We start from the raw sequence: 26,703 nt of genomic DNA, 5'->3' as shown, positions 1-26,703 counted from the left end.
GCCGGGAGAACCACCCGTACAGGGGCGGTTCTCCCGGCCCGTCGGCCGTACGGAGAGGTGATCTGTTCGCAGGTCAGTCGCGGGCGGGCTCCACCGCGCGGCTCTCGAAGCGGCCGTCGAGCTTGGCGACCAGGCCGGTGACCTGCCGGGCGATGTCCGGCGCGGTCAGTCCGATCTCGGCCATGACCTCGCCGCGCGAGGCGTGGTCGAGGAAGACCGGCGGGATGCCGAAGTCGCGCAGCGGCAGGTCGACCCCGGCGTCGCGCAGGGCTTGGGCGACGGCGGAGCCGACGCCTCCGGCGCGGCTGTTGTCCTCGACCGTGACGACGACGCGGTGGCGCTCGGCGAGCGGGGCGAGCGCCTCGTCGACGGGCTTGACCCAGCGGGGGTCGACGACGGTGCTGGAGATGCCCTGGGCGTCCAGCAGGTCGGCGATCTCCAGGCACATCGGGGCGAGTGCGCCGACGGAGACGATCAGGACGTCCGGGCGGGCGGCCTTCGGCTCGCGCAGGATGTCCATGCCGCCGGCCCTGCCGACCGCCTTGACCGCCGGGCCGACCGCGCCCTTGGAGAAGCGGACCACGGTGGGCGCGTCGTCGACGGCGACGGCCTCGCGCAGCTGGGCGCGGACCTGGTCGGCGTCGCGCGGGGCGGCGATCCGGAGCGTGGGCACGCACTGGAGGATCGACATGTCCCACATGCCGTTGTGCGAGGCGCCGTCCGTGCCGGTGATGCCGGCCCGGTCCAGGACGAAGGTGACGCCGCACTTGTGCAGGGCGACGTCCATCAGGACCTGGTCGAAGGCGCGGTTGAGGAAGGTGGCGTAGACCGCGAAGACCGGGTGGAGGCCGCCGGTGGCGAGGCCCGCCGCGGAGACCGCGCCGTGCTGCTCGGCGATGCCGACGTCGTAGATCCGGTCCGGGAAGGCGGCCTCGAACTTGCCGAGACCGACGGGCTGGAGCATGGCGGCGGTGATCGCGACGATGTCCTCGCGCTCCTCGCCGAGCTTGACCATCTCCTCGCCGAAGACGGAGGTCCAGTCGAGGCCGGAGGTGGAGATCGGCAGGCCGGTGTCCGGGTGGATCTTGCCCACCGCGTGGAAGCGGTCGGCCTCGTCCTGGAGGGCGGGGGTGTAGCCGCGGCCCTTCTCGGTGAGGCAGTGCACGATGACCGGGCCGCCGAAGCGTTTGGCGCGCTGGAGCGCGGATTCCAGGGCCTCGATGTCGTGGCCGTCGATCGGGCCGACGTACTTCAGGCCGAGGTCCTCGAACATGCCCTGCGGGGCGATGAAGTCCTTGAGGCCCTTCTTGGCGCCGTGCAGGGTCTCGTACAGCGGGCGGCCGACGACGGGCGTGCGCTCCAGGATGTCCTTGCCGCGGGCCAGGAACCGTTCGTAACCGTCGGTCGTGCGGAGCGTGGCGAGGTGGTTGGCCAGTCCGCCGATGGTCGGGGCGTAGGAGCGCTCGTTGTCGTTGACGACGATGACGAGCGGGCGGTCCTTGGCGGCGGCGATGTTGTTCAGCGCCTCCCAGGCCATACCGCCGGTGAGCGCGCCGTCGCCGATGACCGCGACGACGTGGTCGTCCTTCTTCAGGACCTCGTTCGCCTTGGCCAGGCCGTCGGCCCAGCCGAGGACCCCGGAGGCGTGGCTGTTCTCGATGATGTCGTGCTCGGACTCGGCACGGGAGGGGTAGCCGGAGAGGCCGCCCTTGCTCTTGAGCCGGGAGAAGTCCTGGCGGCCGGTGAGCAGCTTGTGGACGTAAGCCTGGTGGCCGGTGTCCCACAGCACCTTGTCCTGGGGCGACTCGAAGACCCGGTGCAGGGCGATGGTGAGCTCGACGACGCCCAGGTTGGGGCCGAGGTGTCCGCCGGTCTTGGACACGGCGTCCACGAGGAAGGTGCGGATCTCCTCCGCGAGCTGGTCCAGCTCACCGAGGCCGAGCCGGTCCAGGTCGCGCGGTCCCTTGATGCGGGTCAGCAGATCCACCCGTGCCTCCTTGCGTTTGAGCTGATCGAGCGTGCCGATCCGATGAGTCTAATGTTCCGATCGCGGCGGCGGGCAGCGGGCGGCCTTGTTCGCACGAGGAATGCCGGACCGGACACGCGCGGGTGCCCGGCACCCCTGGGGGCACCGGGCACCTGGGCGGTTCCGTGGTCAGGCGCGGCCCGCGGTCTTCTGGGTCTTACGGGTGACGGAGTCGATGACGACCGTGGCGAGGAGCACGGCGCCCGTGACCATGTACTGGATGGGCGTGGCGATGCCTTCCAGCGACAGTCCGTACTGGATGGAGACGATCACCATGACGCCGAGCAGGGCGTTCCAGGTGCGGCCGCGGCCGCCGAAGAGGCTGGTGCCGCCGATGACGGCCGCCGCGATGACGTTCATCAGGAGGTCGCCGGTGCCCGAGCCCTGGTTGGCCGCCGCGATCTTGGAGGCCCAGAACAGGCCGCCGATCGCCGCGAAGGTCCCCGCGATGGAGAAGACGGAGACACGGATCGCGGTGACGTTGATACCGGCACGGCGCGAGGCCTCGACGCTGCCGCCGAGCGCGAAGATCTTCCGCCCGTAGGCCGTGCGGCGGAGCAGGAAGTCCGTGCCGACCAGGACGATCAGGAAGAGGACCAGGGCGAGCGGCAGACCGCGGTACTGGTTGAACATGTACGCGGCGGCGAAGGCGAACACCGCGAGGACGGCGGTGCGCACGACGATGTCGGCGATCGGGCGGGCCGGGATACCGGCCGCCTCGCGGCGGCGGGTGTCCAGGAAGGCGGCGGCGAAGTAGCCGACGACCGCGATCGCGGCGAGCCCGTAGGCGGCGGCGACGTCGGTGAAGTAGTACGTGGTCAGCTTGCCGACCACCCCGTCGCCGTCCAGGTTGATCGTGCCGGAGTCGCCGAGCAGCTGGAGCATGAAGCCGAGCCAGAACAGCAGGCCGGCCAGGGTGACGGCGAAGGCGGGCGCCCCGATCCGGGCGAAGAAGAAGCCGTGGATCGCGCCCATCACCGCGCCGCTGACGATGGCGACGGCGATCGCCAGCCATTCGTTCATGCCCTGGGTGACACTGAGCACCGCGACGAGGGCCCCGGAGACACCGGAGACGGAGCCGACCGAGAGGTCGATCTCGCCGAGCAGCAGGACGAAGATGATGCCCACGGCCATCATGCCGGTGGCGACCATCGTGGTGGCGATGTCGCTGATGTTCTTCGCGGAGAGGAACTCGGAGTTCATGCTCTGGAAGACGATGGCGATGATCGCGAGGCCGACGACCACCGGGATCGAGCCCAGGTCACCGCCGCTGATCTTGCGCTTGAACTCGGTGACGTAGCCGGAGAGGCCCTGCTCACGGATGAGCAGGCGGGGGTCGAGGACCGTGGCGGCGCCCTCGGCCGCGTCCGGGTTGCCGACCGGCGGCGCGTCGGACTTGTCCAGCGAGGTGCTGCTCTTGTCCACCGTGTTGGTGGTCTCGTCGGTGGTCACTTGGAAACCTCCGCGTTGCGCGCCGCACGTCGGGTCACGGCGTTGTCCGTGGCGCCCGTGATGGCGGAGATGATCTCTTCCTGGGAGGTGGTCTTCACATCGAAGACACCGTTGTTCCGGCCCAGCCGGAGCACGGCGACCTTGTCGGCGACGGCCTTCACATCGGCCATGTTGTGGCTGATGAGGATGACCGCGTGACCGCGCTCGCGCAGCCGCTCGACGAGGTCGAGGACCTGGGCGGTCTGCTCGACGCCGAGGGCGGCGGTCGGCTCGTCGAGGATGACGAGGCGGGGCTCACCGAGCATCGACCGGGCGATGGCCACGGTCTGGCGCTGGCCGCCGGAGAGCGAGGCGATCGGGATGCGGACGCTCGGGATGCGGATGGAGAGCGTGGACAGCAGCTCGCGTGAGCGGCGCTCCATCTCGACCTCGTCCAGGATGCCGAACCTGCGCAGTTCCCGGCCGAGGTAGAGGTTGCCGACGACATCGATGTTGTCGCACAGCGCGAGGTCCTGATAGACGGTCGCGACGCCGAGGTTCTGGGCGTCGTGGGGCTTCTCGATCTGCACGGCCCTGCCCTCCCACTCGATGACACCGTCATCGATGGGGTGCACTCCGGCGATCGTCTTGACCAGCGTTGATTTGCCGGCGCCGTTGTCGCCCACCAGGGCGACCACCTCGCCGGCGTGGACCTCAAGCTCTACATCGGTGAGTACCTGGACGGCACCGAATCGCTTGGAGACCCCTCGCAACGCCAGCACGGGCGTAGCGGACACATGAACCATCTCCTTCGCCGCCTGACCGGCGGGGATGCCGCACCCGGGGGAAGGCGCGGCGGTGTCGAGCAAAGAGAACAGATGAGGTGTGGGCGTTCCGTCCGGCGCCCCGCCCGGTAGCGGGACGGTTGGTGTGCGGGGCGCCGGACAGGCCTCGTGGCGCGTGCGGGCCGGTGTGCGGCGGTCGCGTGCGCGGTCGGTGGGGCCGCTCGGCCCTCGCGGGGGCGCGGTGGGCGTCACGGCGGGCGGGACCCGGCGGCTCGGGGGCGGGCCGGGTCCCGGGGTGCTACTTCAGGCCGATCTTGTCGCAGGCGGCCTTGTACTTGGCCGAGCAGATCTCGTCCAGCGTCCAGATGCCGTCCTTGATGACGGTGTCCTTGATGTTGTCCTTGGTGAGCGAGACGACCGGGACGAGGACCGTCGGGATGCCCTTCGTGGTGGCGCTGTCGACCTTCGAGGTGGCGATGGAGTCGAGCTTCTCGCCCTTGGCGAGGGCGACGGCCATCTCCGCGGCGACGATGCCTTCCGCGGGGTAGGACTTGTAGACGCTCATGAACTGCTCACCGGAGACGATGCGCTGCACGCCCGCCAGTTCGGCGTCCTGGCCGGTGACCGGCGGGAGCGGCGACAGGCCGGCGCCCTTGAGGGCGGTGATGATGCCGCCCGCCATGCCGTCGTTGGCGGAGTAGACGCCGTCGATCTTGTCCTTGCCGAGCGCGGTGATCGCCGCTTCCATGTTGGCGTTGGCGTTCTCCGGCTTCCACTCCTTGGTGTCGTACTCCTTGCCGTACTTCACCTTGCCGTCGAGGACCGACTTGGCGCCCTTCTTGAAGAGCGCGGCGTTCGGGTCGGTGATCGCGCCGTTCATCATCACGATCGTGCCGCCGTCGGCCTTGTCGCCCAGGGCCTCCAGCAGGGCGGTGCCCTGGGCCCGGCCGACCTCTTCGTTGTCGAAGGAGGTGTACGCGTCGATGGGGCCCTCGGCGAGGCGGTCGAAGGCGACGACGGGGATGCCCTCGTCCTTGGCCTTCTTGACACTGTTCGCGATCGCCTTGGCGTCCACCGCGCCGACGATGAGCGCGTCGACCTTGTTGGTGATCATGGTGTCGACCTGCTGCGACTGCGTGTTCGCATCCTGCTTGGCGTTGGCGTAGACGACCTCCGCCTTGCCGCCGGTGAGCTCGCTGATCTTCTTCTCGATGATCGGCCGGTCGAACTTCTCGTAACGGGCCGTCTGGTTCTCGGGGAGGAGCAGACCTATCTTCAGGTCGTCGCCCTTCTTCTCCGAGCCCTGTTCGGCCTTGTCGCCGGACTCCTTGGCGCTCCCGCAAGCGGCCAGCGAGATCGCCATCGTGGTGGCGGCAACGGCAACGGCGGCACGACGCATACGCGTGTTCATTCTCGAACCTCCCTGACGAGGCCGCGACGTTGCGGCCGAGGTGGCTGGAAGTCAACTCGGCCCCAGCGTCAGCGTCAAGGAGTAAATCCTTAACGAGATGACAACGGTGCCATTCGTTATCTAAGTGAAGGCAGGAGTCGCCGCGGGGAGGGTGCTCTCCAAAAGGGTTGAATCCCCCATCTCGCTCAGCACCAGGGCGAGCGCCCCCAGCACCTCGGCACGGCCGCCGAGCGCGCCGGGCAGCACCGAGAGCTGCCGGGCGGCGCTGGGGATCGCGTAGCGCGACACGGAGTCCCGTATGGGCCCCAGGACCAGCTCCCCGGCCTCCGCCAGCGAGCCTCCGAGCACGACGCGGCTGGGGTTGAGCAGATTGCACAGGTTGGCCACGCCGCTGCCTATGTGGCGGCCCACGTCGCCGATCACCCGGCGGCAGCCCGGATCGCCCTCCCGGGCCAGCTGGACCACCCGCTCCATGGTGAGCCCGGGGCCGTGGCTGGGCTGGAGCAGGGGCAGGACGTAGCGGGCGGCGGTGAAGGTCTCCAGGCAGCCGCGGTTGCCGCAGCGGCAGACGGGGCCCGACTCGTCGAGCGTGATGTGCCCGATCTCGCCGGCCGTGCCTCCCGGGCCGCGGTAGATGTTCCCGTCGATCACCAGACCGGCGCCGACGCCGCTGGCCACCTTGATGTACGCGAGGTCCTTGACACCCCTCCCGCTCCCCCAGACCAGCTCGCCGAGCGCCCCGAGGTTGGCGTCGTTGTCGACGTACACGGGCACGCCGAGGCGGCCGGACAGCTCCTCGCTGGGGTTGATGCCCGTCCAGCCCGGCAGGATCGAGGTGGAGCCCAGCGTGCCGGACTCGACGTCGATGGGGCCCGGCACGCCGAGCCCGATGCCGATCACCTTGTCCGGGCCGATCCCGGTGGCCTCGATCAGCCGCTTGACCAGCACTTCCGCCCGGTCGAAGCCTTCGGCGGACGAGGCGTCGACGTCCAGCGGCTCGGACTCCTCGGCCAGCACCTGGTGGGCGAGGTTGCCGACGGCCACGCGCAGATGCGTATGGCCGAAGTCGACGCCGATGACGATGCCCGCGTCACCGCTGAGCGAGACGCTGCGGGCCCGTCGGCCGCCCGCCGAGGTGGGGGTGACCTCGACCGTCCCGCCGTCCTTCAGCTCGCGGACGATATTGGAGACCGTGGCTGCGGAGAGCCCGGTGCTCCGGGCGATCTCCGCCTGGGTGAGCGATCCCGCCATCCGTACGGCGCGTACGACCCGCTCCAGATTGGCCCTGTGCAGCGATGTCTGCGACCCGGGAGTCTCCATCGACTCATCCACTCCTGCCCTTGGCGGGCGGTCCTGAAGACCGCCCCGGCCGGGGCCGCAGCGATGAGACCCCGGCTTCCTCCAACATGTGAACTCTAAGCTGACCGTTCGGGGGTGCCTCCCGTCAAGACCTGAGCGGGCCGGGGCTCACCCGCACGCAGACGGCCCGGTGCCCCGGCGGAGGATTCCTCCGCCGGGGCACCGGGCCGTTTCCGGGATGTGGCCTACTTCAGGGCGCCCGCCGTCAGGCCGGAGACGACCTGGCGCTGGAAGATGATGTACGCCGCCAGCACGGGCAGCATCGCGATCACCAGGCCGGCGAAGAGGCCGGAGTAGTCGCCCTTGTAGCCCTGGCTGGAGGCCAGCTCCACCAGGCCCTGGGCCAGTACCCGCTTCTCCGGGTCGGTGTTCAGCACCGTCGGCAGCATGTACTGGTTCCACTGCCCCAGGAAGTTGAAGATGCCGACGCTGATCAGGCCGGGCTTGGCCATCGGCAGCATGACCTGGAAGAACGTCCGGGTGTGCGAGGCCCCGTCGATGATCGACGCCTCCGCCACCGAGGTCGGCAGCGTACGGAAGAACGAGGTCAGGAAGAACACGGTGAACGGCAGCGAGTACGCGATGTACACGAGGATCAGGCCGTGGATCGTGTTCAGCAGCCCCATGTTGTCCATGACGTAGAACAACGGGACCAGCGCCAGCATGATCGGGAAGCTCATGCCGCCGACGAACAAGAAGTAAATGAAGCGGTTGCCGGGGAACTCGAAGCGGGCGAGCACATAGGCGGCCATGGAGCCGAGAACCAGGGTGCCGACGAGCGACCCGCCCACCACCAGGATGGTGTTCAGGAAGTACTCGCTCATGTGGGCCTGGCTCCAGGCCCGGCCCCAGCTGTCGAAGTTCAGCGAACTGGGCAGCGACCACGGCGTGTTGAAGATGTCCGAGTCGGTCTTGAACGAGGACATCACCGCCCAGAACAGCGGCAGGACGACCATGATCGCCCACAGCACGAGCATGCCGTGCGAGAAGACGTTGAGGACCTGGCCCTCACTGCTCTTCGCGGGGGCCGACGGGCTCTTGCCCACCGGGCCGGTGCGCTGGGCCGGGACCTTGGCCGCGTCGGCGTCGGAGGGGGGCCCGGAGGGCCCGGAGGGAGGGGTGTCAGTGGTCTTCATCAGAACTCCAGCCGCTCGCGCCGGCCCACCCGCATGACGATGGCGGCGAACGCCAGGGTCACGATGAGCAGGGCGACACCGATCGTGGTCGCGTAGCCCGCCTGTCCGTCACGGAACGCCGACTGGTAGACGTACAGCGGCAGGACGGTGGTCGAGTAGTCGGGCCCACCGGGGCCGACGCTCATGATGTGGACGATGGCGAAGCCCTCGGCGCCGAGCGCCAGGATGCCCATGTAGACCCAGCCGGACTGGACCGTGTCCCACAGCAGGGGCAGCGTGATCCGGAAGAAGGTCGTGAAGCGGCTCGCCCCGTCCAGCAGGGCGGCTTCGTAGAAGTCCTTGGGGATGGAGGCCATGCCCGCGGAGAACAGCACCACGAAGAAGCCGGTCGTGCACCAGACGAGCACCGCCATGATGCACCACAGGGCCAGCTGCGGATCGCCCAGCCAGTCCGGTACGTCGCTGAACCCCACGGCCTTGAGCGTGCCGTTGATCATGCCCTGGGCCGGGTCGAAGGCGAACTGGAACAGGATGGCCACGATCGCGATCGAGAGCACCTGCGGGAAGAAGTACGCGATCTTGTAGAAGCCCGAGCCCCGTACGCCGGTGACGGCGGCGCCCTTGCGGCGCCGACCGCCCACGTTGAGCATGAAGGCGAAGAAGAGCGCGAGCCCCAGCGTCACCAGCGGCAGCAGAACGGCCAGCAGCACACTGTGCTGCAGCGATTTCCAGAAGATGTCGTCGTCGAGCATCTTGGTGTAGTTGTCGAACCCGACCATCTTGAAGTCGGGACTCAGCCCCGTCCAGTCCGTGAACGAGTAGTAGATGGACTGGATGAAGGGCCAGATGACGAAGATGACGTACAACGCCATCGGGACCACCAAGAACCCGACTATGAACCGGTATTTACCGTGTTGCATCGTTACCGACTCCGACCTTCCCCTGCTGCCCGCCGCTGGTGACGCGTGGTCACTGGTGCTTGAAGTGCTTGATGGACTGGTCCTTGGCGGTCGCGTCGGCGAAGGCCTGGATCTTCTTGATGGTCTCGGCGGGCTTGGCGCGGCCTGCCATCATCTCGCCGAGCGCGGCGACACCGATCTGCTCCTTCTGGAGCTTCACGTACCAGTCCTGCAGGCGCGGGTTGACCACGTTGGTGCCGGCCTTCTCCAGTGCGGCGACACCGGACTTCAGGCCGTCGGAGAGCTCGATGCCGTCCGTGCCGCCGTTGAAGGCGGAGAGCGACTTGGTGCTCGTGGTGAAGGACTTGGAGGAGGCCTCGCTGAGCATGATGCGCAGCTGCTCCATGCCGCCCTCGGGGTTCTTCGCCTTGCTCGGGACGATGAACGGCTCGCCGCCGGACGCCCAGAGGGTGCCGAAGGGCATCTTGTCCGAGGAGTCGAGGCTGGAGGGAGCGCCCACGGACAGCTTGAAGTCCTTGGGGATGATCGCCGCTTCCTCGTTCTCGACCCAGGAGCCGTTCGGGATGAACAGCGCCTTGCCGCGGGCCCACGCGCCCTGGGAACCGCGGTGGTCCAGGCCCGGGGTGCCCTCGAGGATGTAGTCCTTGGCGACGAGCTCGTAGTACGCCTCGAAGGCCGCCTTGACCGCGGGGTGCTCCCAGGCCTTCGGCTCCAGGTTGTCGATCGCGTCGAGGACCTCGACGCCGCCGATCTTGGCGATGAAGGGGTACAGCGAGAAGGGGAGGTAGTAGGGGTGCTTGCCGGGGTAGGTCCAGCCGGCGATGCCCTTCTTCTTCGCCTTCGCGCAGAGCGCGAGCATGTCGTCCCAGGTCTCCGGGTACGTGGCGTCGAGCTTCTCCAGCGCGGTCTGCGAGTACCAGACGCCGTAGACCGTGTACGCGTAGTACATGATCCAGACCGGGTCGCCGTCGAACTGGCCCATCTCGACGATGCCCGGCCGCAGGGTGTCGCGGACCTTCTTGGCGGGGTCGTCGATGGAGGGCGCGTCGAGCAGCGGGGTCAGGTCGGTGAGTTGCTTCTTGCCGACCAGGACGCCCATGTCCATCTGCTGGGCGCCGGAGTTGTCGATCAGGTCCGGCGGGGTGCCACCGTTGAACCGCGGCTGAAGAACCGACTGGATCTTCTGCGTCGCGGAGAACTTGACCTTCGCGTCGGGATAGGTCTTCTCGTAGACGGCCTTGGCGTCCTCGGCGTACTTGGTGCCGAAGCCACCGTCGAAGATGACGATCTCCAGCGGTGCGCTGCCGTTGACGGCCAGCGGGTTCTTCTCGGTCTTTTCGCCCTTTTCGACCTTGTCGTCGCTGCCGCTGTCGCCGCTCGCGCAGGCGGACAGGAAGCTCATCGTCGGAACAGCGATCAGGCCGAGTGCGGCAGAACGCTTGATCAGATCGCGACGGCCAAGGCCCTCATTGTTGTGGGCGGAGGTGGATCCCATGCTCAAGTCCTCGCCTTCTCCAGGACTCAGGCGGTGTACCGGTCACCCGTCGAAAATTCGCCTCAGGCGAAGGGTCCCGCCACCGCGGTCAGTTGCGCTTGGGTCGTGCGGATATACAGATGTACCGGACACGCCGGTGCAGTGGGGATTTCGGGTGACCGTACAGCGAGTACGCGCCCGGCGTCCTCGCAACCGTCCCTGCTTCCCCCGTGCGCACGTCCGCGTGAAGCGGCCGTGCGGATGCCGACAGGTATAGTCCACTTGTCGCCGACTGAGCAAGATCGAAAGCAGGTTTGGGCGGCAGTCTTTCCCGAGTTGAGACCTCACGGACACCTCGGCACCCCGCACCCTCCACCCGCGGCGGCTATTTCCCCATTCCGGCCGATTCGCCGGCGGACCCCGCGGCAACACCCTTGACACGTCCCGTCACTTGGATCCCTACTGGACCTTGCATCCCGCCATGACAACGTTGTCCATTGCATTTTCCCGGGGAGGAACGGCTCGGCATGCAGCCACCACGCGGCCTCGACCACGGCTCCGACAAGGCCCCACACGCGGTCCCCCGCCCGGCCCTCCGCCGGAGACGGACCCCCACAGCAGCCGCCCTGGCGGCATCCCTCGCCCTGGTGGTGATCGCCCCCGCGGTCGCCACCGCACAACCCTCCTCGCCGGACCGGAAGCCGTCCGGCGAGCGGACGTTCAGCTCCTCGTTCGAGGCGGACGAGAGGCAGCCGGACTGGCGCGGCACCGTCGAGGAGGGCCCCGACGGCGAGAAGCGCTCCTCCGGCGTCGACGGAGGCTTCTCCTCCGGCATACCGGGCAATGTCACCGACCGGGTGACGGAGCTCCGCGCGAGCGCCGAGAACACCGCCGGCGGCGAGGTCAAGGAGAACCTCGTCGACGTCGAGCCGGGCTCCAAGTGGCTCACCTTCAAGCCCACCGGCTGGGTGGAGTTCGATCTGGAGGAACCCGTCAAGGTCGTGACGTACGCCCTCACTTCGGCCAACGACCACGCCGAGCGCGACCCGAAGGACTGGACGCTCAAGGGCTCGGCGGACGGCAGGGAGTGGACCGACCTCGACACCCGCACCGGCGAGACCTTCGCCAAGCGGCACGAAACCAAGACGTACGACTTCACGGCCGATGCCGCCTACAAGCACTTCCGGCTGGAGATCACGAAGAACAACGGTGCGGCGGGCGTTCTCCAGCTCGCCGACGTTCAGTTCTCGAACGGTGACACCTCCGCGCCGGTGCCCGACGAGATGCGCAGTCAGCCCGACCGTGGCCCCTCCGGATCCCCCACCGCGAAGTCGGGGGCGGGATTCACCGGAAAGAAGGCACTGCGTTACGCGGGTACGCACACACCCGACGGACGCGCCTACTCGTACAACAAGATCTTCGACGTGAACACGGCCGTCACGAAGGACACCGAGCTGTCCTACCTCGTCTACCCGCAGATGGGCGAGACGGACCTTAACTACCCGGCCACCCATGTCGCGGTGGACCTGGCCTTCACCGACGGCACGTACCTGAGCGAGCTGAAGGCCACCGACAGCCACGGCGGGCTGCTGACCCCGCGGGGCCAGGCGGACGCCAAGCGCCTCTACGTCAACCAGTGGAACAAGGTCGCCGCCCGCCTCGGCACGGTCGCCGCGGGCAAGACGGTCGACCGGATCCTGGTGGCGTACGACTCCCCCAAGGGACCGGCGAAGTTCCAGGGCTGGATCGACGACATCACGATCGCCCCGAAGGCCCCCGAGAAGCGCAAGGCGCATCTGTCGGACTACGCGCTGACGACCCGCGGCACGAACTCCAGCGGCGGCTTCTCGCGCGGCAACAACATTCCGGCCACGGCCGTCCCGCACGGCTTCAACTTCTGGACGCCGGTCACCAACGCGGGCACCACCAGCTGGCTGTACGACTACCACCGGGGCAACGACGCGGACAACCTCCCCACGCTCCAGGCCATCTCCGCCAGCCATGAACCGAGCCCCTGGATGGGCGACCGGCAGACCTTCCAGGTGATGCCGTCGGCCGCGAGCGGCACCCCGGACGCGTCCCGGACGGCGCGCGCGCTGCCGTTCCGGCACGAGAACGAGACGGCGACGCCGCACTACTACGGCGTCACGTTCGAGAACGGCCTCAAGGCCGAGGTGACGCCGACGGACCACGCGGCCCGGATGCGGTTCACCTACCCCGGCAAGGACGCGAGCCTGGTCTTCGACAACGTCTCGAACGACGGCGGCATCACCCTGGACCCGGAGAACCGCTCCTTCTCCGGCTACACGGACGTCAGGAGCGGCCTGTCCACCGGCGCGACCCGGATGTTCGTGTACGGCGTCTTCGACGCGCCGGTCACCGACAGCGGCAAGCTGAAGGGCGGCGGAGGCGACGACGTGACCGGCTTCTTCCGCTTCGACGCCGGCAAGGACCGCACGGTGAACCTGCGCCTGGCCACCTCACTGATCGGCGTCGACCAGGCGAAGCAGAACCTGGCCATGGAGATCCCGGAGTCCACCTCCTTCGACCGGGTGCGACGGGGCGCGCGGAGCGCCTGGGACGACGTCCTCGGGACGATCGAGGTCGAGGGCGCGAACGCGGACCAGCTGACGACGCTCTACTCCAGCCTGTACCGGCTCTACCTCTACCCGAACTCCGGCCACGAGAAGGTGAAGGGCGAGAACAAGTACGCCAGCCCCTTCTCCGAGGCGACGGGCGAGAACACCCCGACGCGGACCGGCGCGAAGATCGTCGACGGCAAGGTGTACGTCAACAACGGCTTCTGGGACACCTACCGCACGACCTGGCCCGCCTACTCCTTCTTCTCCCCGAAGAAGGCCGGCGAGCTGGTGGACGGGTTCGTCCAGCACTACAAGGACGGCGGCTGGACCTCGCGCTGGTCCTCCCCCGGCTACGCGGACCTGATGACCGGCACCAGCTCGGATGTGGCGTTCGCCGACGCCTACGTCAAGGGCGTGAAGTTCGACGCCGAGGCGGCGTACGACGCGGCGCTCAAGAACGCCACCGCCGCCCCGCCCTCCTCGGGCGTCGGCCGCAAGGGCCTGGAGACCTCGGTCTTCACCGGCTACGCGAACACCGCCACCCACGAGGGCCTGTCCTGGTCGCTCGAGGGTTACGTCAACGACTACGGCATCGCCCGCATGGGCCAGAAGCTGTACAGGAAGACGAAGAAGGCGCGGTACAAGGAAGAGTCCGAGTACTTCACGAACCGGGCGCAGAAGTACGTCAAGCTCTTCGACGACAAGGCCGGCTTCTTCCAGGGCAAGAAGCCGGGCGGCGACTGGCGCCTGCCCTCCGACGAGTACGACCCCCGTGTCTGGGGCTACGACTACACCGAGACCAACGGCTGGGGCTACGCGTTCACCGCCCCCCAGGACAGCCGGGGCCTGGCCAACCTGTACGGCGGCCGGGCGGGCCTGGCCAAGAAGCTGGACACGTACTTCTCGACGCCGGAGACGGCGGGCCCGGAGTTCGTCGGCAGCTACGGCGGAGTCATCCACGAGATGACCGAGGCGCGTGACGTGAGGATGGGCCAGTACGGCCACAGCAACCAGGTCGCCCACCACGCCACGTACATGTACAACGCGGCCTCGCAGCCGTACAAGACGCAGGAGAAGGTCCGCGAGGTCCTGAGCCGGCTGTACGTCGGCAGCGAGATCGGGCAGGGCATCCACGGCGACGAGGACAACGGCGAGCAGTCGGCCTGGTTCCTCTTCTCCTCGCTCGGCTTCTACCCGCTGGTGATGGGCAGTGGGGAGTACGCGATCGGCTCGCCGCTCTTCAAGAAGGTGACCGTCCGCATGGACAACGGCCGCAAGCTGGTCGTGAAGGCCCCGAAGAACAGCGGGACGAACATCTACGTGCAGGGCGTGAAGGTCAACGGCAAGAAGTGGACCTCCACGGCGCTCCCCCACGACGTGCTGGCCAAGGGCGGCACCCTGGAGTTCGACATGGGCCCGAAGCCCTCGGCGTGGGGCACGGGCAAGGACGCGGCCCCGGTCTCCGTGCAGAAGGACGACAAGGTTCCGACGCCCAGGGACGACGCGCTGAAGGGTGACGGCGCGCTGTTCGACGACACCTCGGCCACCTCGGCGACGGTCGACTCGGTGGAGCTGCCGGTGCCCTCGGCGACGAAGGGGATCCAGTACACGCTGACGTCGGCGGCGGCGGACGAGGCCCCGAAGGGCTGGACGCTCCAGGGTTCGGCGGACGGCGAGAAGTGGACGGACGTCGACCGCCGCTCCGGCCAGTCGTTCGCCTGGGACAGGCAGACCCGGGTCTTCTCGGTGGGGCGGCCCGGCTCGTACACGAAGTACCGGCTGGTGCTGACGGGTTCGGCGACGCTCGCGGAGGTGGAGCTGCTCTCCTGATCCCCACGTGGTGAGCGCAGGCGGCCGGTACCCCCAGGGAGGTGGTGCCGGCCGTGGGCGTTCACTCCGGCTGGAGGCTTTCGGGGAGGGCGACGTTGAGCGCGGCGACGACCGGCCGGCCGTGTTCGGTGCCGAGCCGGGAGACGGCGCCGGTGGCGACCTGGAAGAGCCGTCCCTCGGCCGGGGTCAGGCCGAGGTAGCGGCGCCGTGCCGGATGAGGATCAGCTCGCCCATGCGGGTCCGTTTCGCTCTCTGTGCAGGTGGGGACCGCGGGCTCGGGTCCCCGGCTCACGATCGCACCTGGAGGCGGCGGGAAGTCGGAGGCACGTACGGTAGGGCACCTGCCTGATCCATTTCCCGTGGGGGGACCTCTTGTCCGACGCCTTTCCGCCTCCGCCCCGACCGGAGCCGCAGACACCGCGGCAGCCCGTGTTCACCCAGCCCCCCTCGCCGTGGGCGCCCCCCGCCGCGCCGCCGCGCAAGCAGGGGCGTACGGGCCTGATCGTGACGTTGTCCGTAGTCGGCGGGCTCGTCGTCACCGGTGCGACGGTGGCTCTGGTCCACGCGTTGGTGCAGAAGACCTCGGAGACCATCGCGCGGGCCGAGGACCGGGCGGCTTCGCGGTACGGCGACACGACGGGGCCAGAAGACCCTGAGGGCTGGGAGGAGTTCGAGGAGCTCGAGGACTCCGAGGAGCCGGAGGCCGACGAACCGGCCGCCGAGACGGACGCCACGATCACGACGTGCACGCGGGACTCCCTGGTCAACTGGATGTCCGCCGACGTGAAGATCGTGAACGGTACCGACAGCACCGCGTCCTACCTCGTGTTCGTCTCTTTCGTGGACCGTGACGGTGAGGTGGTGACCGAGGGCCTCGGGGCCACGGAGGACGCTGTCGCCCCCGGCGCGACGGCCACGGTCACGGCCGGGGGCATCGGCGAGGTACCGGCGGGCACGAAGTGCCGGATCGACCGGGTCGTGCGGGGCTCGGCGGCGTCTGGTGCGTGCGATCGCAAGGCGGAGGGTCGCCCCGATACCGGATGTACCGGGGTGATCCCGACAACGCGGCGAGCGTGCGTGCCAGACGCCGCCGAGCAGGCGGGACTTTCGAAACACGCCCTAGCTGCGGATCAGGCTGCGGAGCACGTACTGCAGGATGCCGCCGTTGCGGTAGTAGTCCGCCTCGCCGGGGGTGTCGATGCGGACGACGCCGTCGAACTCCACACCGGTGTCGGTGGTGACCTTGACCGTGCGCGGGGTGGTGCCGTTGTTCAGCTCGGTGACGCCGGTGAAGGAGAAGGTCTCCTCGCCGGTGAGGCCGAGGGTCTCGGCGGTCTGGCCCTCGGGGAACTGCAGCGGGAGGACGCCCATGCCGATGAGGTTCGAGCGGTGGATGCGCTCGTAGGACTCGGCGATGACGGCCTTGACGCCGAGGAGCGCGGTGCCCTTGGCGGCCCAGTCGCGGGACGAGCCGGAGCCGTACTCCTTGCCCGCGAGGATCGCGAGGGGGGTGCCGGCGGCCTGGTAGTTCTGCGAGGCGTCGTAGATGAACGACACCGGGGCGTCGGCCTGGGTGAAGTCGCGCGTGTAGCCGCCCTCGGTGCCCGGCGCGATCTGGTTGCGCAGGCGGATGTTGGCGAACGTGCCGCGGATCATGACCTCGTGGTTACCACGGCGCGAGCCGTAGGAGTTGAAGTCACGGCGCTCGATGCCGTGCTCGCTGAGGTACTTGCCGGCCGGGGTGTCGGCCTTGATGGCGCCGGCCGGGGAGATGTGGTCGGTGGTGACCGAGTCGCCGAGCTTGGCGAGCACCCGGGCGCCGGTGATGTCCTCGACCGGGGACGTCTCCATCGTCATGCCCTCGAAGTACGGGGGCTTGCGCACGTAGGTGGACTCGGAGTCCCACTCGAAGGTGTTGCCGGTCGGGATCGACAGCGCCTGCCACTGGGCGTCGCCCGCGAAGACGTCCTTGTAGGACTTGTTGAACATGTCCTCGCCGATGGCGTTCGCCACGACGTCGTTGACCTCGGCCTCGGTGGGCCAGATGTCGGCCAGGTAGACCGGCTTGCCGTCCTGGTCGACGCCGAGGGCGTCCTTGGTGATGTCGACCTTCATCGAACCGGCGATGGCGTACGCGACGACCAGCGGCGGGGACGCCAGGTAGTTCATCTTGACGTCGGGGTTGATCCGGCCCTCGAAGTTACGGTTGCCGGAGAGCACCGAGGTGACCGCGAGGTCGTTCTCGTTGACCGCCTTGGAGACCTCCTCCGGCAGCGGGCCGGAGTTGCCGATGCAGGTGGTGCAGCCGTAGCCGACGAGGTTGAAGCCGACCTTGTCGAGGTACGGGGTCAGGCCCGCCTTGTCGAAGTAGTCGGTGACGACCTTCGAGCCGGGGGCGAGGGTGGTCTTGACCCACGGCTTGCGGGTCAGGCCCTTCTCGACGGCCTTCTTCGCCACGAGCGCGGCGGCGACCATGACGTAGGGGTTCGAGGTGTTGGTGCAGGAGGTGATCGCGGCGACGGTGACGGCGCCGTGGTCGATCTCGTACGTCGAACCGTCGGGGGCCGTGACCGTGGTCGGCTTCGACGGGACGCCGTTGGAGGAGGCCGGGGAGTCGGAGGCCGGGAAGGACTCCTTGCCCGCCTCCTCGTCGTCGGCGACGTAGTTGCGGACGTCGCGGGCGAACTGCTCCTTGGCGTTCGCGAGGACGATGCGGTCCTGCGGGCGCTTCGGGCCGGCGATGGAGGGGACGACCGTGGCGAGGTCGAGCTCCAGCTTCTCGGAGAAGTCCGGCTCGGCGGCCGGGTCCAGCCAGAGGCCCTGCTCCTTGGCGTACGCCTCGACGAGGGCGACCTGCTGCTCGTCGCGGCCGGTCAGGCGCAGGTACTTCAGCGTCTCGTCGTCGATCGGGAAGATCGCTGCGGTGGAGCCGAACTCCGGCGACATGTTGCCGATGGTGGCGCGGTTGGCGAGCGAGGTGGCGGCGACGCCCTCACCGTAGAACTCGACGAACTTGCCGACGACGCCGTGCTTGCGGAGCATCTCGGTGATGGTCAGCACGAGGTCGGTGGCGGTGGTGCCGGCCGGGAGCTCGCCGGTCAGCTTGAAGCCGACGACGCGCGGGATGAGCATGGAGACCGGCTGGCCGAGCATCGCGGCCTCGGCCTCGATGCCGCCGACGCCCCAGCCCAGCACGCCGAGGCCGTTGACCATGGTGGTGTGCGAGTCGGTGCCGACGAGCGTGTCGGGGTAGGCCTGGCCGCCCCGGACCATGACGGTGCGGGCCAGGTGCTCGATGTTCACCTGGTGGACGATGCCGGTGCCCGGGGGGACGACCTTGAACTCGTCGAAGGCGGTCTGGCCCCAGCGCAGGAACTGGTAGCGCTCCTTGTTACGGCCGTACTCCAGCTCGACGTTCTGGCCGAAGGCCTCCTTGGTGCCGAACTTGTCGGCGATGACGGAGTGGTCGATGACCAGCTCGGCCGGGGCCAGCGGGTTGATCTTCGCCGGGTCGCCGCCCAGCTCCTTCACGGCCTCACGCATGGTGGCGAGGTCCACGACACACGGCACGCCGGTGAAGTCCTGCATGATCACGCGGGCCGGCGTGAACTGGATCTCCTGGCTGGGCTGCGCCTGGGAGTCCCAGCCGCCGATGGCCCGGATGTGGTCGGCGGTGATGTTCGCGCCGTCCTCGGTGCGGAGCAGGTTCTCCAGCAGGATCTTCAGGCTGTACGGGAGGCGCGCGGAGCCCTCTACCTTGTCCAGCTTGAAGATCTCGTACGACTCGTCGCCCACGCGCAGCGTGCTGCGGGCGTCGAAGCTGTTCGCCGACACGACAGTCTCCTTCTTCAATGTGCGCGTATCTCCGCGCCGCGCCTCATTGGCAGTCGGCGCCGCGTTTGCCGTCTACGGCCCCGACCATCCGCTAAAGTAAGGATTAGTTAGGTAACCCTTACCGGGCGGCGGCTGCGGTGCGCCTCGGCAGATATCTCGATGTCGAGATAACTCTAGTACATAGCCGCCGCCCGGTCATGCCCAGGTGCCCCCACAGCATGGGACGCGCCGGTCCGCCGCGATCGCGGAGGGCCTCGCCGGTAGAGTCCGCGTGCGTAGACATCACCGGGGGGATCGATGGCGGCAGCGGACACACCACCGATCGTTTTCGTGCACGGGACACGTTTCAGCGCCGGCCAGTGGAGCACTCAGCTCGCCGCGCTCCGGGCGGAATTCCCGGTGGCCGCCATCGACCTGCCGGGCCACGGCGCGCGCTCGGCCCAGCCCTGGAGCCTGGGCGCCGCGACCGAGGTCATCGCGTCCGCGGTGGACTCACTCGGCCGCGGTCCGGCCCTGGTCGTCGGGCACTCGCTCGGCGGATACGTCGCGCTGGAGTTCGCGCGACGGCGTCCGGAGCACCTGCGCGGACTGGTCCTCGCGGGCGCCGGCGCCTCCACCCGCGGCCCCTGGACGACCCCGTACCGGTGGGTCGCCGGGCTGGTCCCCCGTGTACCGGCGGACCGGCCGGCCCGGTGGAACGACCGGCTCCTGCTGCGTCAGTACCCGCGGGAAGTGGTGGAGGCCACCATCCGGTCCGGCTACGCCTTCCACACCCTGCCCGCCGCCTGGGGCGAGGTGCTGGGCCGCTTCGACGCGCGCGCGATGTGCCATGTGGCGGCTCCGGCACTGATCCTCAACGGCGAGAAGGACAGCGCGTTCCGGTCCGGCGAGGCGGACTTCGCCCGCGCGCACCCGCTCGCGAACTTCGACGCCCCGGACGCCTTCACCGACGCCGTCCGCCGCTTCGCCCTGCAGCTTCCCGTCGCCGGCTGAGGGCGTCCGTGGGATCACTCCGGCGACCTCATGCCCGGGTCAGACCCACCTGCGGCGTCACCACGAACATCATCACTGTCAGTCGAGGCAGAACTCGTTGCCCTCGACGTCCTGCATCACCAGGCAGGACTCGTTCTCCTCGTCCGCGAGCAGCAGCCGTACGCGCACCGCGCCGAGCGGCAGCAGTCGCGCGCACTCGGCCTCGAGCGCGGCGAGGCGCTCATCGCCCACGAGCCCCGTGCCCACCCGCACGCAGAGATGCACACGGTTCTTGACGACCTTGCCCTCGGGAACGCGCTGGAAGTACATCCGCGGACCCACGCCCGAGGGATCCTGGCAGACGGCTCCCGCATCCCGCTTCTCGGGCGGCAACGAGAGTTGGTGATCACCCCACGTGGCGAACCCCTCCGGCGGTGGCGGGAGGACGTACCCCAGCACCTCGCACCAGAACTGGGCGACGCGCGTGGGCGACGCGCAGTCGAAGGTGATCTGGACCTGCTTGACCGACGGCATCGGACCACCCTAGCGGCGCGCCGTTCGCCGGGGAACTGGTTTTTCCTCTCCCGCACCGGCCGGAAAAGGAGGGGCGGGACGCGAAGCGCGCTGAAAGGATGGTGCGCTCCAGGACCGACACAGACCGGAACACGGCAGCAGGCCCCGGGTGGACAGCGCCCCCGGACCGGCCGCCGCGGACCGGCCGCCGCAGCGCACCCCGCTCGGCCTCCCGGCGAACCCGGTACGACCAGCACACCCAGCACGCGCCCCAGCCCCAGGAGACGCACCCACCGTGAGCCGCACCAGCGCCGTTTCGCTGATCCGTTCCCGCACCCTCTCCCACGTGGCCGAGTACGCCTACGCGGCCACGGTGCCCGCCGAGGCACGGCTGATCTTCCTCGCCGGTTCGTGCCCGCTCGACGAGCACGGCGACACCGTGGCCGTCGGGGACTACGCCGGTCAGGCGGCGAAGGCCATGGAGAACCTGCGGACCGCGCTCGCCGACGCGGGCGCTTCGGCCGAGGACGTCATCAGCACGCGGGTCCTCGTGGCATCGGCCCGGCAGGAGGATCTCGTGGCCGCCTGGGAGGTGGTCCGGGACTCCTTCGGCGACCACGACGCGCCCAGCACCCTGATGGGCGTCACCGTGCTCGGCTACAGGGACCAGCTCGTCGAGATCGAAGCCGTGGCCGCCGTCCTCGACGCCCCGGCACCCGGCGGCCCTGCTTGCCCCCCGTCGCCGCAATGACGGGGTGACCCCCTCGCCCCGCAACCTGAGGCGGGTGAGCGATACGCGGGCATGGTCGCCGTCACACGAACCTGCTGGAACCGGCGGTGCCCCTGATGCCCCTGACCGGCCGGAGGGCGGCGGAGCCCGCGACGGAAGCCGCTCGGGGCGATGCGGGCGGGCGGTCACCGCCGACCTGGCCTCGACCGCGGCGCTCTTCGCCGCGTCGGTGACGGTCGCCCACCTCGTCTCCCCCGTCGCGGCCACGTGGCGCCGGCCGGCGCCGGTCCCGGTCGAACCCGCCGTCGCCCACCGGAAACGTGCCACCGCCCGCCGACACGGTAGAGCGACCTGCCGTGCCACCGCCCGCCGACACGGCAGAGCGACCTGAGGACCGGGCCGGGGGGCGCGTCCCGCGGGCCCGTACGGACGCGACCCGCGGGCGCGTACGGAGGGGGGCGCGGCCCCGCGCCCCACACGGACAGGGCGCGCGGCCCCATGCCCGTACGGACGCGCTGACCGCGCCCCTCGCTCCCGCGCGGGCGACGATGGGGAGACCCGGCACACCCGCGGAGCCGGTCCCCACCCGTCACTCGAACGACACACCCCACATCATCCTCATCTCATATCTGAGATAACCTGCCGCCATGTCAGACGACTACCTCGTACGCATCGGCAAGCTCATCCGTGACGCCCGTCAGCACCGGGGCTGGACGCAGACCCAGTTGGCGGAGGCGCTCGCCACGAGCCAGAGCGCCGTCAACCGCATCGAGCGCGGCAACCAGAACATCAGCCTTGAGATGATCGCCCGCATCGGTGAAGCCCTCGACAGCGAGATCGTGTCGCTCGGTTACGCCGGGCCCATGCATCTGCGGGTCGTCGGCGGCCGCCGGCTCTCCGGGGCCATCGACGTCAAGACCAGCAAGAACGCCTGCGTCGCGCTGCTGTGCGCCTCGCTCCTCAACAAGGGCCGTACGATCCTGCGCCGGGTGGCCAGGATCGAGGAGGTGTTCCGGCTCCTGGAGGTGCTCAACTCCATCGGAGTACGCACCCGCTGGGTCAACGACGGCGTGGACCTGGAGATCGTGCCGCCCGCGCAGCTGGACCTGGAGGCGATCGACGCCGACGCCGCGCGCCGCACCCGATCGATCATCATGTTCCTGGGCCCGCTGCTGCACCGGATGGAGCAGTTCACCCTGCCGTACGCGGGCGGCTGCGACCTCGGCACCCGCACCATCGAGCCGCACATGATCGCGCTGCGCCGGTTCGGCCTGGAGATCGCCGCCACGGAAGGCCTGTACCACGCACAGGTGGACCGCTCCGTCTCCCCCGGCCGGCCCATCGTGCTGACCGAGCGCGGCGACACGGTGACCGAGAACGCCCTGCTGGCCGCCGCCCGCCACGACGGCACGACCGTCATCCGCAACGCCTCGTCCAACTACATGGTCCAGGACCTGTGCTTCTTCCTGGAGGCGCTGGGCGTACGGGTCGACGGGGTCGGTACGACGACGCTCACCGTGCACGGGGTCCCGCAGATCGACGTGGACGTCGACTACTCCCCCTCCGAGGACCCGGTCGAGGCGATGAGCCTGCTGGCCGCCGCGGTGGTGACCGAGTCCGAACTCACCATCCGCCGGGTGCCGATCGAGTTCCTGGAGATCGAGCTCGCGGTCCTGGAGGAGATGGGCGTCGACTGCGACCGCACACCGGAGTACGCCGCCGACAACGCGCGCACCCGGCTGGTGGACCTGACGGTACGGCCCTCCAAGCTGGAGGCCCCGATCGACAAGATCCACCCGATGCCGTTCCCCGGCCTCAACATCGACAACGTCCCGTTCTTCGCGGCGATCGCGGCCGCCGCGCACGGTCAGACCCTGATCCACGACTGGGTCTACGACAACCGCGCGATCTACCTCACCGACCTCAACCGCCTCGGCGGCCGCCTCCAACTCCTCGACCCCCACCGGGTCCTGGTCGAGGGTCCGACCCGCTGGCGCGCCGCCGAGATGATGTGCCCGCCAGCGCTGCGGCCCGCCGTGGTGGTGCTGCTGGCCATGATGGCGGCGGAAGGCACCTCCGTACTCCGCAACGTCTATGTGATCAACCGGGGTTACGAGGAGCTGGCCGAGCGGCTCAACTCGGTGGGCGCGCAGATCGAGATCTTCCGGGACATCTGATCGGCGGGGTGTCGTGCCTCTTGAGGGCAAGGGACACAGCACCCCTCAATGCCTTATGAACTGCGGTTATACCCTTTCTCGACCTTCCATTGATCACCGCTGCTTTTCATCACCTTGTGCAACGCGTGTGCAAGATGATCTTGAATAGGTAACGAGGCATCAGAAATATCTGATTACCCGCCAGCCTTCACGGAGAGTGCTCACCAGAGGGACCTCGCAATGCCCGACCACCTCACATCCGCGACTTGTTCTGCAACAAGAGGGAGGGGTGGCTACGCTCGCGGTCAAGGATCGCGCGAACCTCGGAACCGTGAGTTGCCGAACGAGGCGAGAACTGTGGAAATCTGCTTGGCGCGGGTGTACGTCCTGTAGAGCTGTCCGTGACGTCGCCGCCCGTGGCGCGTAGGGGGCAGTAGCGCCAAACCTCAACCCGTCTCCTGGAAGCGATCCAGCCTCTTGCCGACGCGCTCCATCCACCGGCCCCTCCACATCGAGGCTCCGGGTGTCGCCTGCGCGCCTGAATCGCTGGATCTCGAGCCGTACCTTCGCTTCGCACCCTGCGATGGTTCCTAGATGACGAGGAGACCCTGCGCGCCCTCAGCTTCCCCGACCCGCACTACGCCCTCAATCCACCTTCCGCGATCCTCGGCAGGGCGAAGGAGAAGCTGACGGCAGCGAGGGACGCAACCGAGGTGAAGACGCTGGTCACCGTCACGGATCGCCGCATCATCACAGCCAGGACGAACGCGATCCTTGAGCAGGCCGAGATTCGTCAGGAGACCCCGCTCAACCGAGTGCGATACGTCCGAGCAGCGGCCACACAGGACAGAATGGCGCGCTTGGCGATCGACCTCATCACGCGTGGCGTAGAACATGCAGTTGCCTTCCACGCCGACATCGCCAACACTCAAGTGGACTCGCCAGCCGCCGCGATCGCCGAGTCAATGGCGATTCCGAACGTCGAGCGCGATGAGCTTCAACGGCAGCCCTACGCCTCCATCGAGGCAGGCGGGAAGAGCTGACTCACACGCAGGTACGAGGAATGACGGCGCCCCGTAAGCAGGCCGTGGAAGCCGGATTCATCTCGATCAAGCGCCACCGCAGACAAGCAGCTTGATCGATTTGACTATGCGTCACTGTGACTGCCAACCTTCTGCATCCCGGAACAACCGGGAACAACTGGGGGGGTTGGCGATGGGACGTCATTACACCGCGTCGAAGAGCCGTTCGCAGGGGCGGGACGGATGGTCAGTGATCTTCCGGCACCCGAGTCGACTTGATCCGGCGACCGGCAAACAGGGGCGGCGTGTCCGACGAGGACTGGGAACAAGCGTCGACGCGGAAGCCGATGCCCTCGTCGACCAACTGAATCAGATCCTTCAGGACGAAGGGCTGTGGGAGCCGCAGGCCCGGTCTAAAGCAATCGCGCTGTACGACCAGCGGATCGTCGATGTCTTCTACGACGGGCTCGAAGCCACCCGCACAGACTTCAGAGGACTGCGCGAAGAATTTCTGCCTCTGCCGACCCTGGCTGATGGATACCCCCATGTTCTCCTGTTGGGTACGACGGGAGCCGGGAAAACCACGGCGGTGCGGCAACTGCTCGGCACAGATCCCGGCACCGAGCGTTTCCCGTCCACGTCGACAGCGAAAACCACGGTGGCCGATACCGAGATCATCCCGACGGAGGACGGTCCTTACCAGGCTGCGGTCACTTTCGCCGCTCGAGATGAGGTGATCGATCACCTCACGGACAACGTATCCTCCGCCGCATTGGCGATCTTCCAGGGGAAGTCGAACAGCGAAGCGCTGAGGCGACTTCTGGATCACGTGAACCAGCGCTTCCGATTCAGCTACACACTCGGCCGGCCAACGCTGACATCCGATGACGACGACATGCCCGATGACGAGGACGAGACGGACGAGGACACGACTGCGCTCGAAGCCGACGAACTCGCCGCCATCGACAGTGAGGCGACCGCCGCCATGCTCACCACGGCCGTGGCCGAGCTGCGAAGGTTGGTGGCGGAGCAGAAGCAAGGTGCCCTTGCGGACCTGCAGCCGCAGGCGGGTGACGACGAGCGGGTCATCGAGGAACTCCTGGAAGAAGTACTCGACTCCTCGCTCCGCCAGCTGGAGGAGTTCCACACCATCGTCGACAACATGCTCCATGAGATCGAGCTCCGCTTCGCACTCCTCACAGAGGGCGAGCTCCGGCGCACGCGCCAGGGGTGGCCGCTCACCTGGACCCTGTCGACCGAGGACCGTGGCGCGTTCCTCAAGTCGGTCACGTGGCTTTCCAGCAACTACGCTCCGCTCTTCGGCCGGTTGCTCACACCACTCGTCAACGGCATCCGAGTGGGCGGACCTTTTACGTCCTCATGGGCAGAAGCGCCGCAACGGATGGTCCTCATCGACCTGGAGGGTCTGGGGCATACACCGAAGTCGGCGTCCACGCTCTCCACCGATCTGGCCAAGCGGCTCGACGAAGTCGATGCCATCCTCCTGGTGGACAATGCCACCGCTCCCATGCAAGCAGCTCCCGCTGCGGCTTTGAAGACCATCGCCGTTTCGGGTAATACCAGCAAGCTGAGCTTTCTGTTCACGCATTTCGACCGCATGAGAGCCGACAACCTTCCAAGTTTCGCGGACAGGGAGGAGCATGTTCGCGCCTCGGCGGAGAACATGCTCAGCTCCATCGGGGAGGAGCTGGGTACGACAGCAGAGCGGGGAATCCGGCGGCGACTGGAACGGCGCTGCTACTTCGTCGGTGGAATGCACAAGCCACTACGTCCCGTCAGCAACAGCGCCAGACGCACCATCAGTCAGCTCGAGGCGCTGACACGACAACTCGCCGAGGGTGAGGAATCGGTGCCGCTGGGGCCGGCGAAACCGGTCTTCGACCGGATGGATCTGGCCCTCGCCGTGACCAAAGCGGTGAGCACCTACCGTGCCCGATGGCGTGGGCTTCTCGGTCTTGAGTCGAACTCGAAAGAGCATTGGACGCGGATCAAGGCCCTCTCCAGGCGGCTCGGTGAATGGGGGTGGGACGAGTACGACACACTCAAACCTGTCGCTGAACTCCGCAATGAGCTCCAGGTGCAGATCATGTGGCTGCTTGAGCGTCCCGTGCGCTGGGAGGGGGAACCTCCGACCGGCGAGCAGCGGGACGCGATCGTCGAAGAGATCAGCAGCGCCATCACCAGCAAGATCTATGCCTTGACAGAAAAACGCATCAAGACGGACGTTCAGAGTGCCTGGCTGGATGCCTACTGCCAGCAAGGGAAGGGCTCCACCTTCATCCGGGCGGAGATCATCGACTCCGACGTGCTGGAGCGTGGCGCCCCCATCCCCACCGCCACCCCGTCACGCGATGGGAACGGCCTGCTGCATGCCATGTCCGCTCTTGTGGACCAGGTGATCGAGGAACAAGACCTGTTCCACTGGAGCGGTCATCGATCCTGACTCCCCTCCTGGCTCCCACGCAGGCCCGTCCCGGTCAGTTCCGGAACGGGCCTGCGTG

Annotated in this window: 16 protein-coding genes and 1 pseudogene; 6 read left to right on the top strand and 11 right to left on the bottom strand. The window is 68.3% G+C overall.

Features of this window, described 5'->3' with window-relative positions; genetic code table 11:
• Nucleotides 1–73: 73 nt before the first annotated feature.
• The 8 genes from dxs to ngcE all read right to left on the bottom strand — a co-directional run bounded on the left by dxs (nucleotide 74) and on the right by ngcE (nucleotide 10,563).
• Entirely contained in the window at nucleotides 74–1,987 is a 1,914-nt protein-coding gene (gene dxs / locus IG90_RS0105070; RefSeq protein WP_030578148.1) for a 1-deoxy-D-xylulose-5-phosphate synthase, read from the bottom strand.
• Nucleotides 1,988–2,155: 168 nt separating this feature from the next.
• Nucleotides 2,156–3,478, bottom strand: coding sequence for a sugar ABC transporter permease (locus tag IG90_RS0105065; RefSeq protein ID WP_030578146.1), 1,323 nt, complete (start codon nucleotides 3,476–3,478; stop codon nucleotides 2,156–2,158).
• On the bottom strand, nucleotides 3,475–4,263 hold the full coding sequence (locus IG90_RS0105060) for an ATP-binding cassette domain-containing protein (RefSeq protein WP_030578143.1): 789 nt from the start codon (nucleotides 4,261–4,263) through the stop codon (nucleotides 3,475–3,477). Before IG90_RS0105060 ends, IG90_RS0105065 begins: the two co-directional genes overlap by 4 nt.
• Nucleotides 4,264–4,540: 277 nt before the next feature.
• On the bottom strand, nucleotides 4,541–5,653 hold the full coding sequence (locus IG90_RS0105055) for a sugar ABC transporter substrate-binding protein (RefSeq protein WP_030578140.1): 1,113 nt from the start codon (nucleotides 5,651–5,653) through the stop codon (nucleotides 4,541–4,543).
• A 120-nt stretch (nucleotides 5,654–5,773) separates the two neighbouring features.
• Nucleotides 5,774–6,973 (bottom strand): ROK family transcriptional regulator, encoded by a 1,200-nt coding sequence (locus tag IG90_RS0105050; RefSeq protein ID WP_030578137.1) that lies wholly within the window; start codon nucleotides 6,971–6,973, stop codon nucleotides 5,774–5,776.
• A 224-nt stretch (nucleotides 6,974–7,197) separates the two neighbouring features.
• Nucleotides 7,198–8,148, bottom strand: coding sequence for a carbohydrate ABC transporter permease (locus tag IG90_RS0105045; protein ID WP_030578134.1), 951 nt, complete (start codon nucleotides 8,146–8,148; stop codon nucleotides 7,198–7,200).
• Nucleotides 8,148–9,068 carry a carbohydrate ABC transporter permease gene (locus IG90_RS0105040; protein WP_030578131.1) on the bottom strand — a complete coding sequence of 307 codons (921 nt, stop codon included), beginning with the start codon at nucleotides 9,066–9,068 and terminating at the stop codon, nucleotides 8,148–8,150. The genes IG90_RS0105045 and IG90_RS0105040 overlap by 1 nt, the downstream gene beginning before the upstream one ends.
• 49 nt (nucleotides 9,069–9,117) lie before the next feature.
• The gene (gene ngcE / locus IG90_RS0105035) at nucleotides 9,118–10,563 is read right to left on the bottom strand and encodes an N-acetylglucosamine/diacetylchitobiose ABC transporter substrate-binding protein (RefSeq protein WP_030578128.1); all 1,446 of its coding nucleotides are present in this window, start codon (nucleotides 10,561–10,563) and stop codon (nucleotides 9,118–9,120) included.
• Nucleotides 10,564–11,069: 506 nt separating this feature from the next.
• On the opposite strand from ngcE, the gene IG90_RS0105030 reads away from it, so the two are divergent.
• A complete protein-coding gene (locus IG90_RS0105030; protein ID WP_030578125.1) occupies nucleotides 11,070–14,954 on the top strand; it encodes a GH92 family glycosyl hydrolase in 3,885 nt (1,294 codons plus the stop codon).
• Nucleotides 14,955–15,015: 61 nt separating this feature from the next.
• Here the strand turns inward: IG90_RS0105030 and IG90_RS41510 are convergent.
• Both IG90_RS41510 and acnA read right to left on the bottom strand, forming a co-directional pair.
• Nucleotides 15,016–15,156 (bottom strand): annotated as a pseudogene (locus IG90_RS41510) (histidine phosphatase family protein); the annotation flags it as partial.
• A gap of 917 nt (nucleotides 15,157–16,073) precedes the next feature.
• Complete coding sequence (gene acnA, locus IG90_RS0105020) at nucleotides 16,074–18,788, bottom strand: aconitate hydratase AcnA (protein ID WP_030578119.1); 2,715 nt, start codon at nucleotides 18,786–18,788, stop codon at nucleotides 16,074–16,076.
• A gap of 297 nt (nucleotides 18,789–19,085) precedes the next feature.
• On the opposite strand from acnA, the gene IG90_RS0105015 reads away from it, so the two are divergent.
• Nucleotides 19,086–19,781: an alpha/beta fold hydrolase gene (locus IG90_RS0105015; protein WP_030578116.1), complete on the top strand. Its 696-nt coding sequence runs from the start codon at nucleotides 19,086–19,088 to the stop codon at nucleotides 19,779–19,781.
• Between the two features lie 78 nt (nucleotides 19,782–19,859).
• Here the strand turns inward: IG90_RS0105015 and IG90_RS0105010 are convergent, their stop codons facing one another.
• Nucleotides 19,860–20,294, bottom strand: coding sequence for a VOC family protein (locus IG90_RS0105010; protein WP_030578114.1), 435 nt, complete (start codon nucleotides 20,292–20,294; stop codon nucleotides 19,860–19,862).
• Between the two features lie 274 nt (nucleotides 20,295–20,568).
• Here IG90_RS0105010 and IG90_RS0105005 point away from each other — a divergent pair, with 274 nt between their 5' ends.
• The 4 genes from IG90_RS0105005 (at nucleotide 20,569) to IG90_RS0104990 (ending at nucleotide 26,645) form a co-directional block, all read left to right on the top strand.
• Nucleotides 20,569–21,024, top strand: coding sequence for a RidA family protein (locus tag IG90_RS0105005; RefSeq protein WP_030578111.1), 456 nt, complete (start codon nucleotides 20,569–20,571; stop codon nucleotides 21,022–21,024).
• A 626-nt stretch (nucleotides 21,025–21,650) separates the two neighbouring features.
• Nucleotides 21,651–23,180 (top strand): helix-turn-helix domain-containing protein, encoded by a 1,530-nt coding sequence (locus IG90_RS0105000; protein ID WP_030578109.1) that lies wholly within the window; start codon nucleotides 21,651–21,653, stop codon nucleotides 23,178–23,180.
• Between the two features lie 692 nt (nucleotides 23,181–23,872).
• A complete protein-coding gene (locus IG90_RS0104995; RefSeq protein WP_030578106.1) occupies nucleotides 23,873–24,202 on the top strand; it encodes a hypothetical protein in 330 nt (109 codons plus the stop codon).
• A 229-nt stretch (nucleotides 24,203–24,431) separates the two neighbouring features.
• Nucleotides 24,432–26,645, top strand: coding sequence for a hypothetical protein (locus IG90_RS0104990; RefSeq protein WP_233435902.1), 2,214 nt, complete (start codon nucleotides 24,432–24,434; stop codon nucleotides 26,643–26,645).
• Nucleotides 26,646–26,703 lie beyond the last annotated feature (58 nt).

Source organism: Streptomyces anulatus (assembly GCF_000721175.1).
GTDB lineage: Bacteria > Actinomycetota > Actinomycetes > Streptomycetales > Streptomycetaceae > Streptomyces > Streptomyces anulatus_C.
The sequence above is the reverse complement of the archived record's forward strand: the minus strand, read 5'-3'. Positions and strand labels throughout refer to the sequence as shown.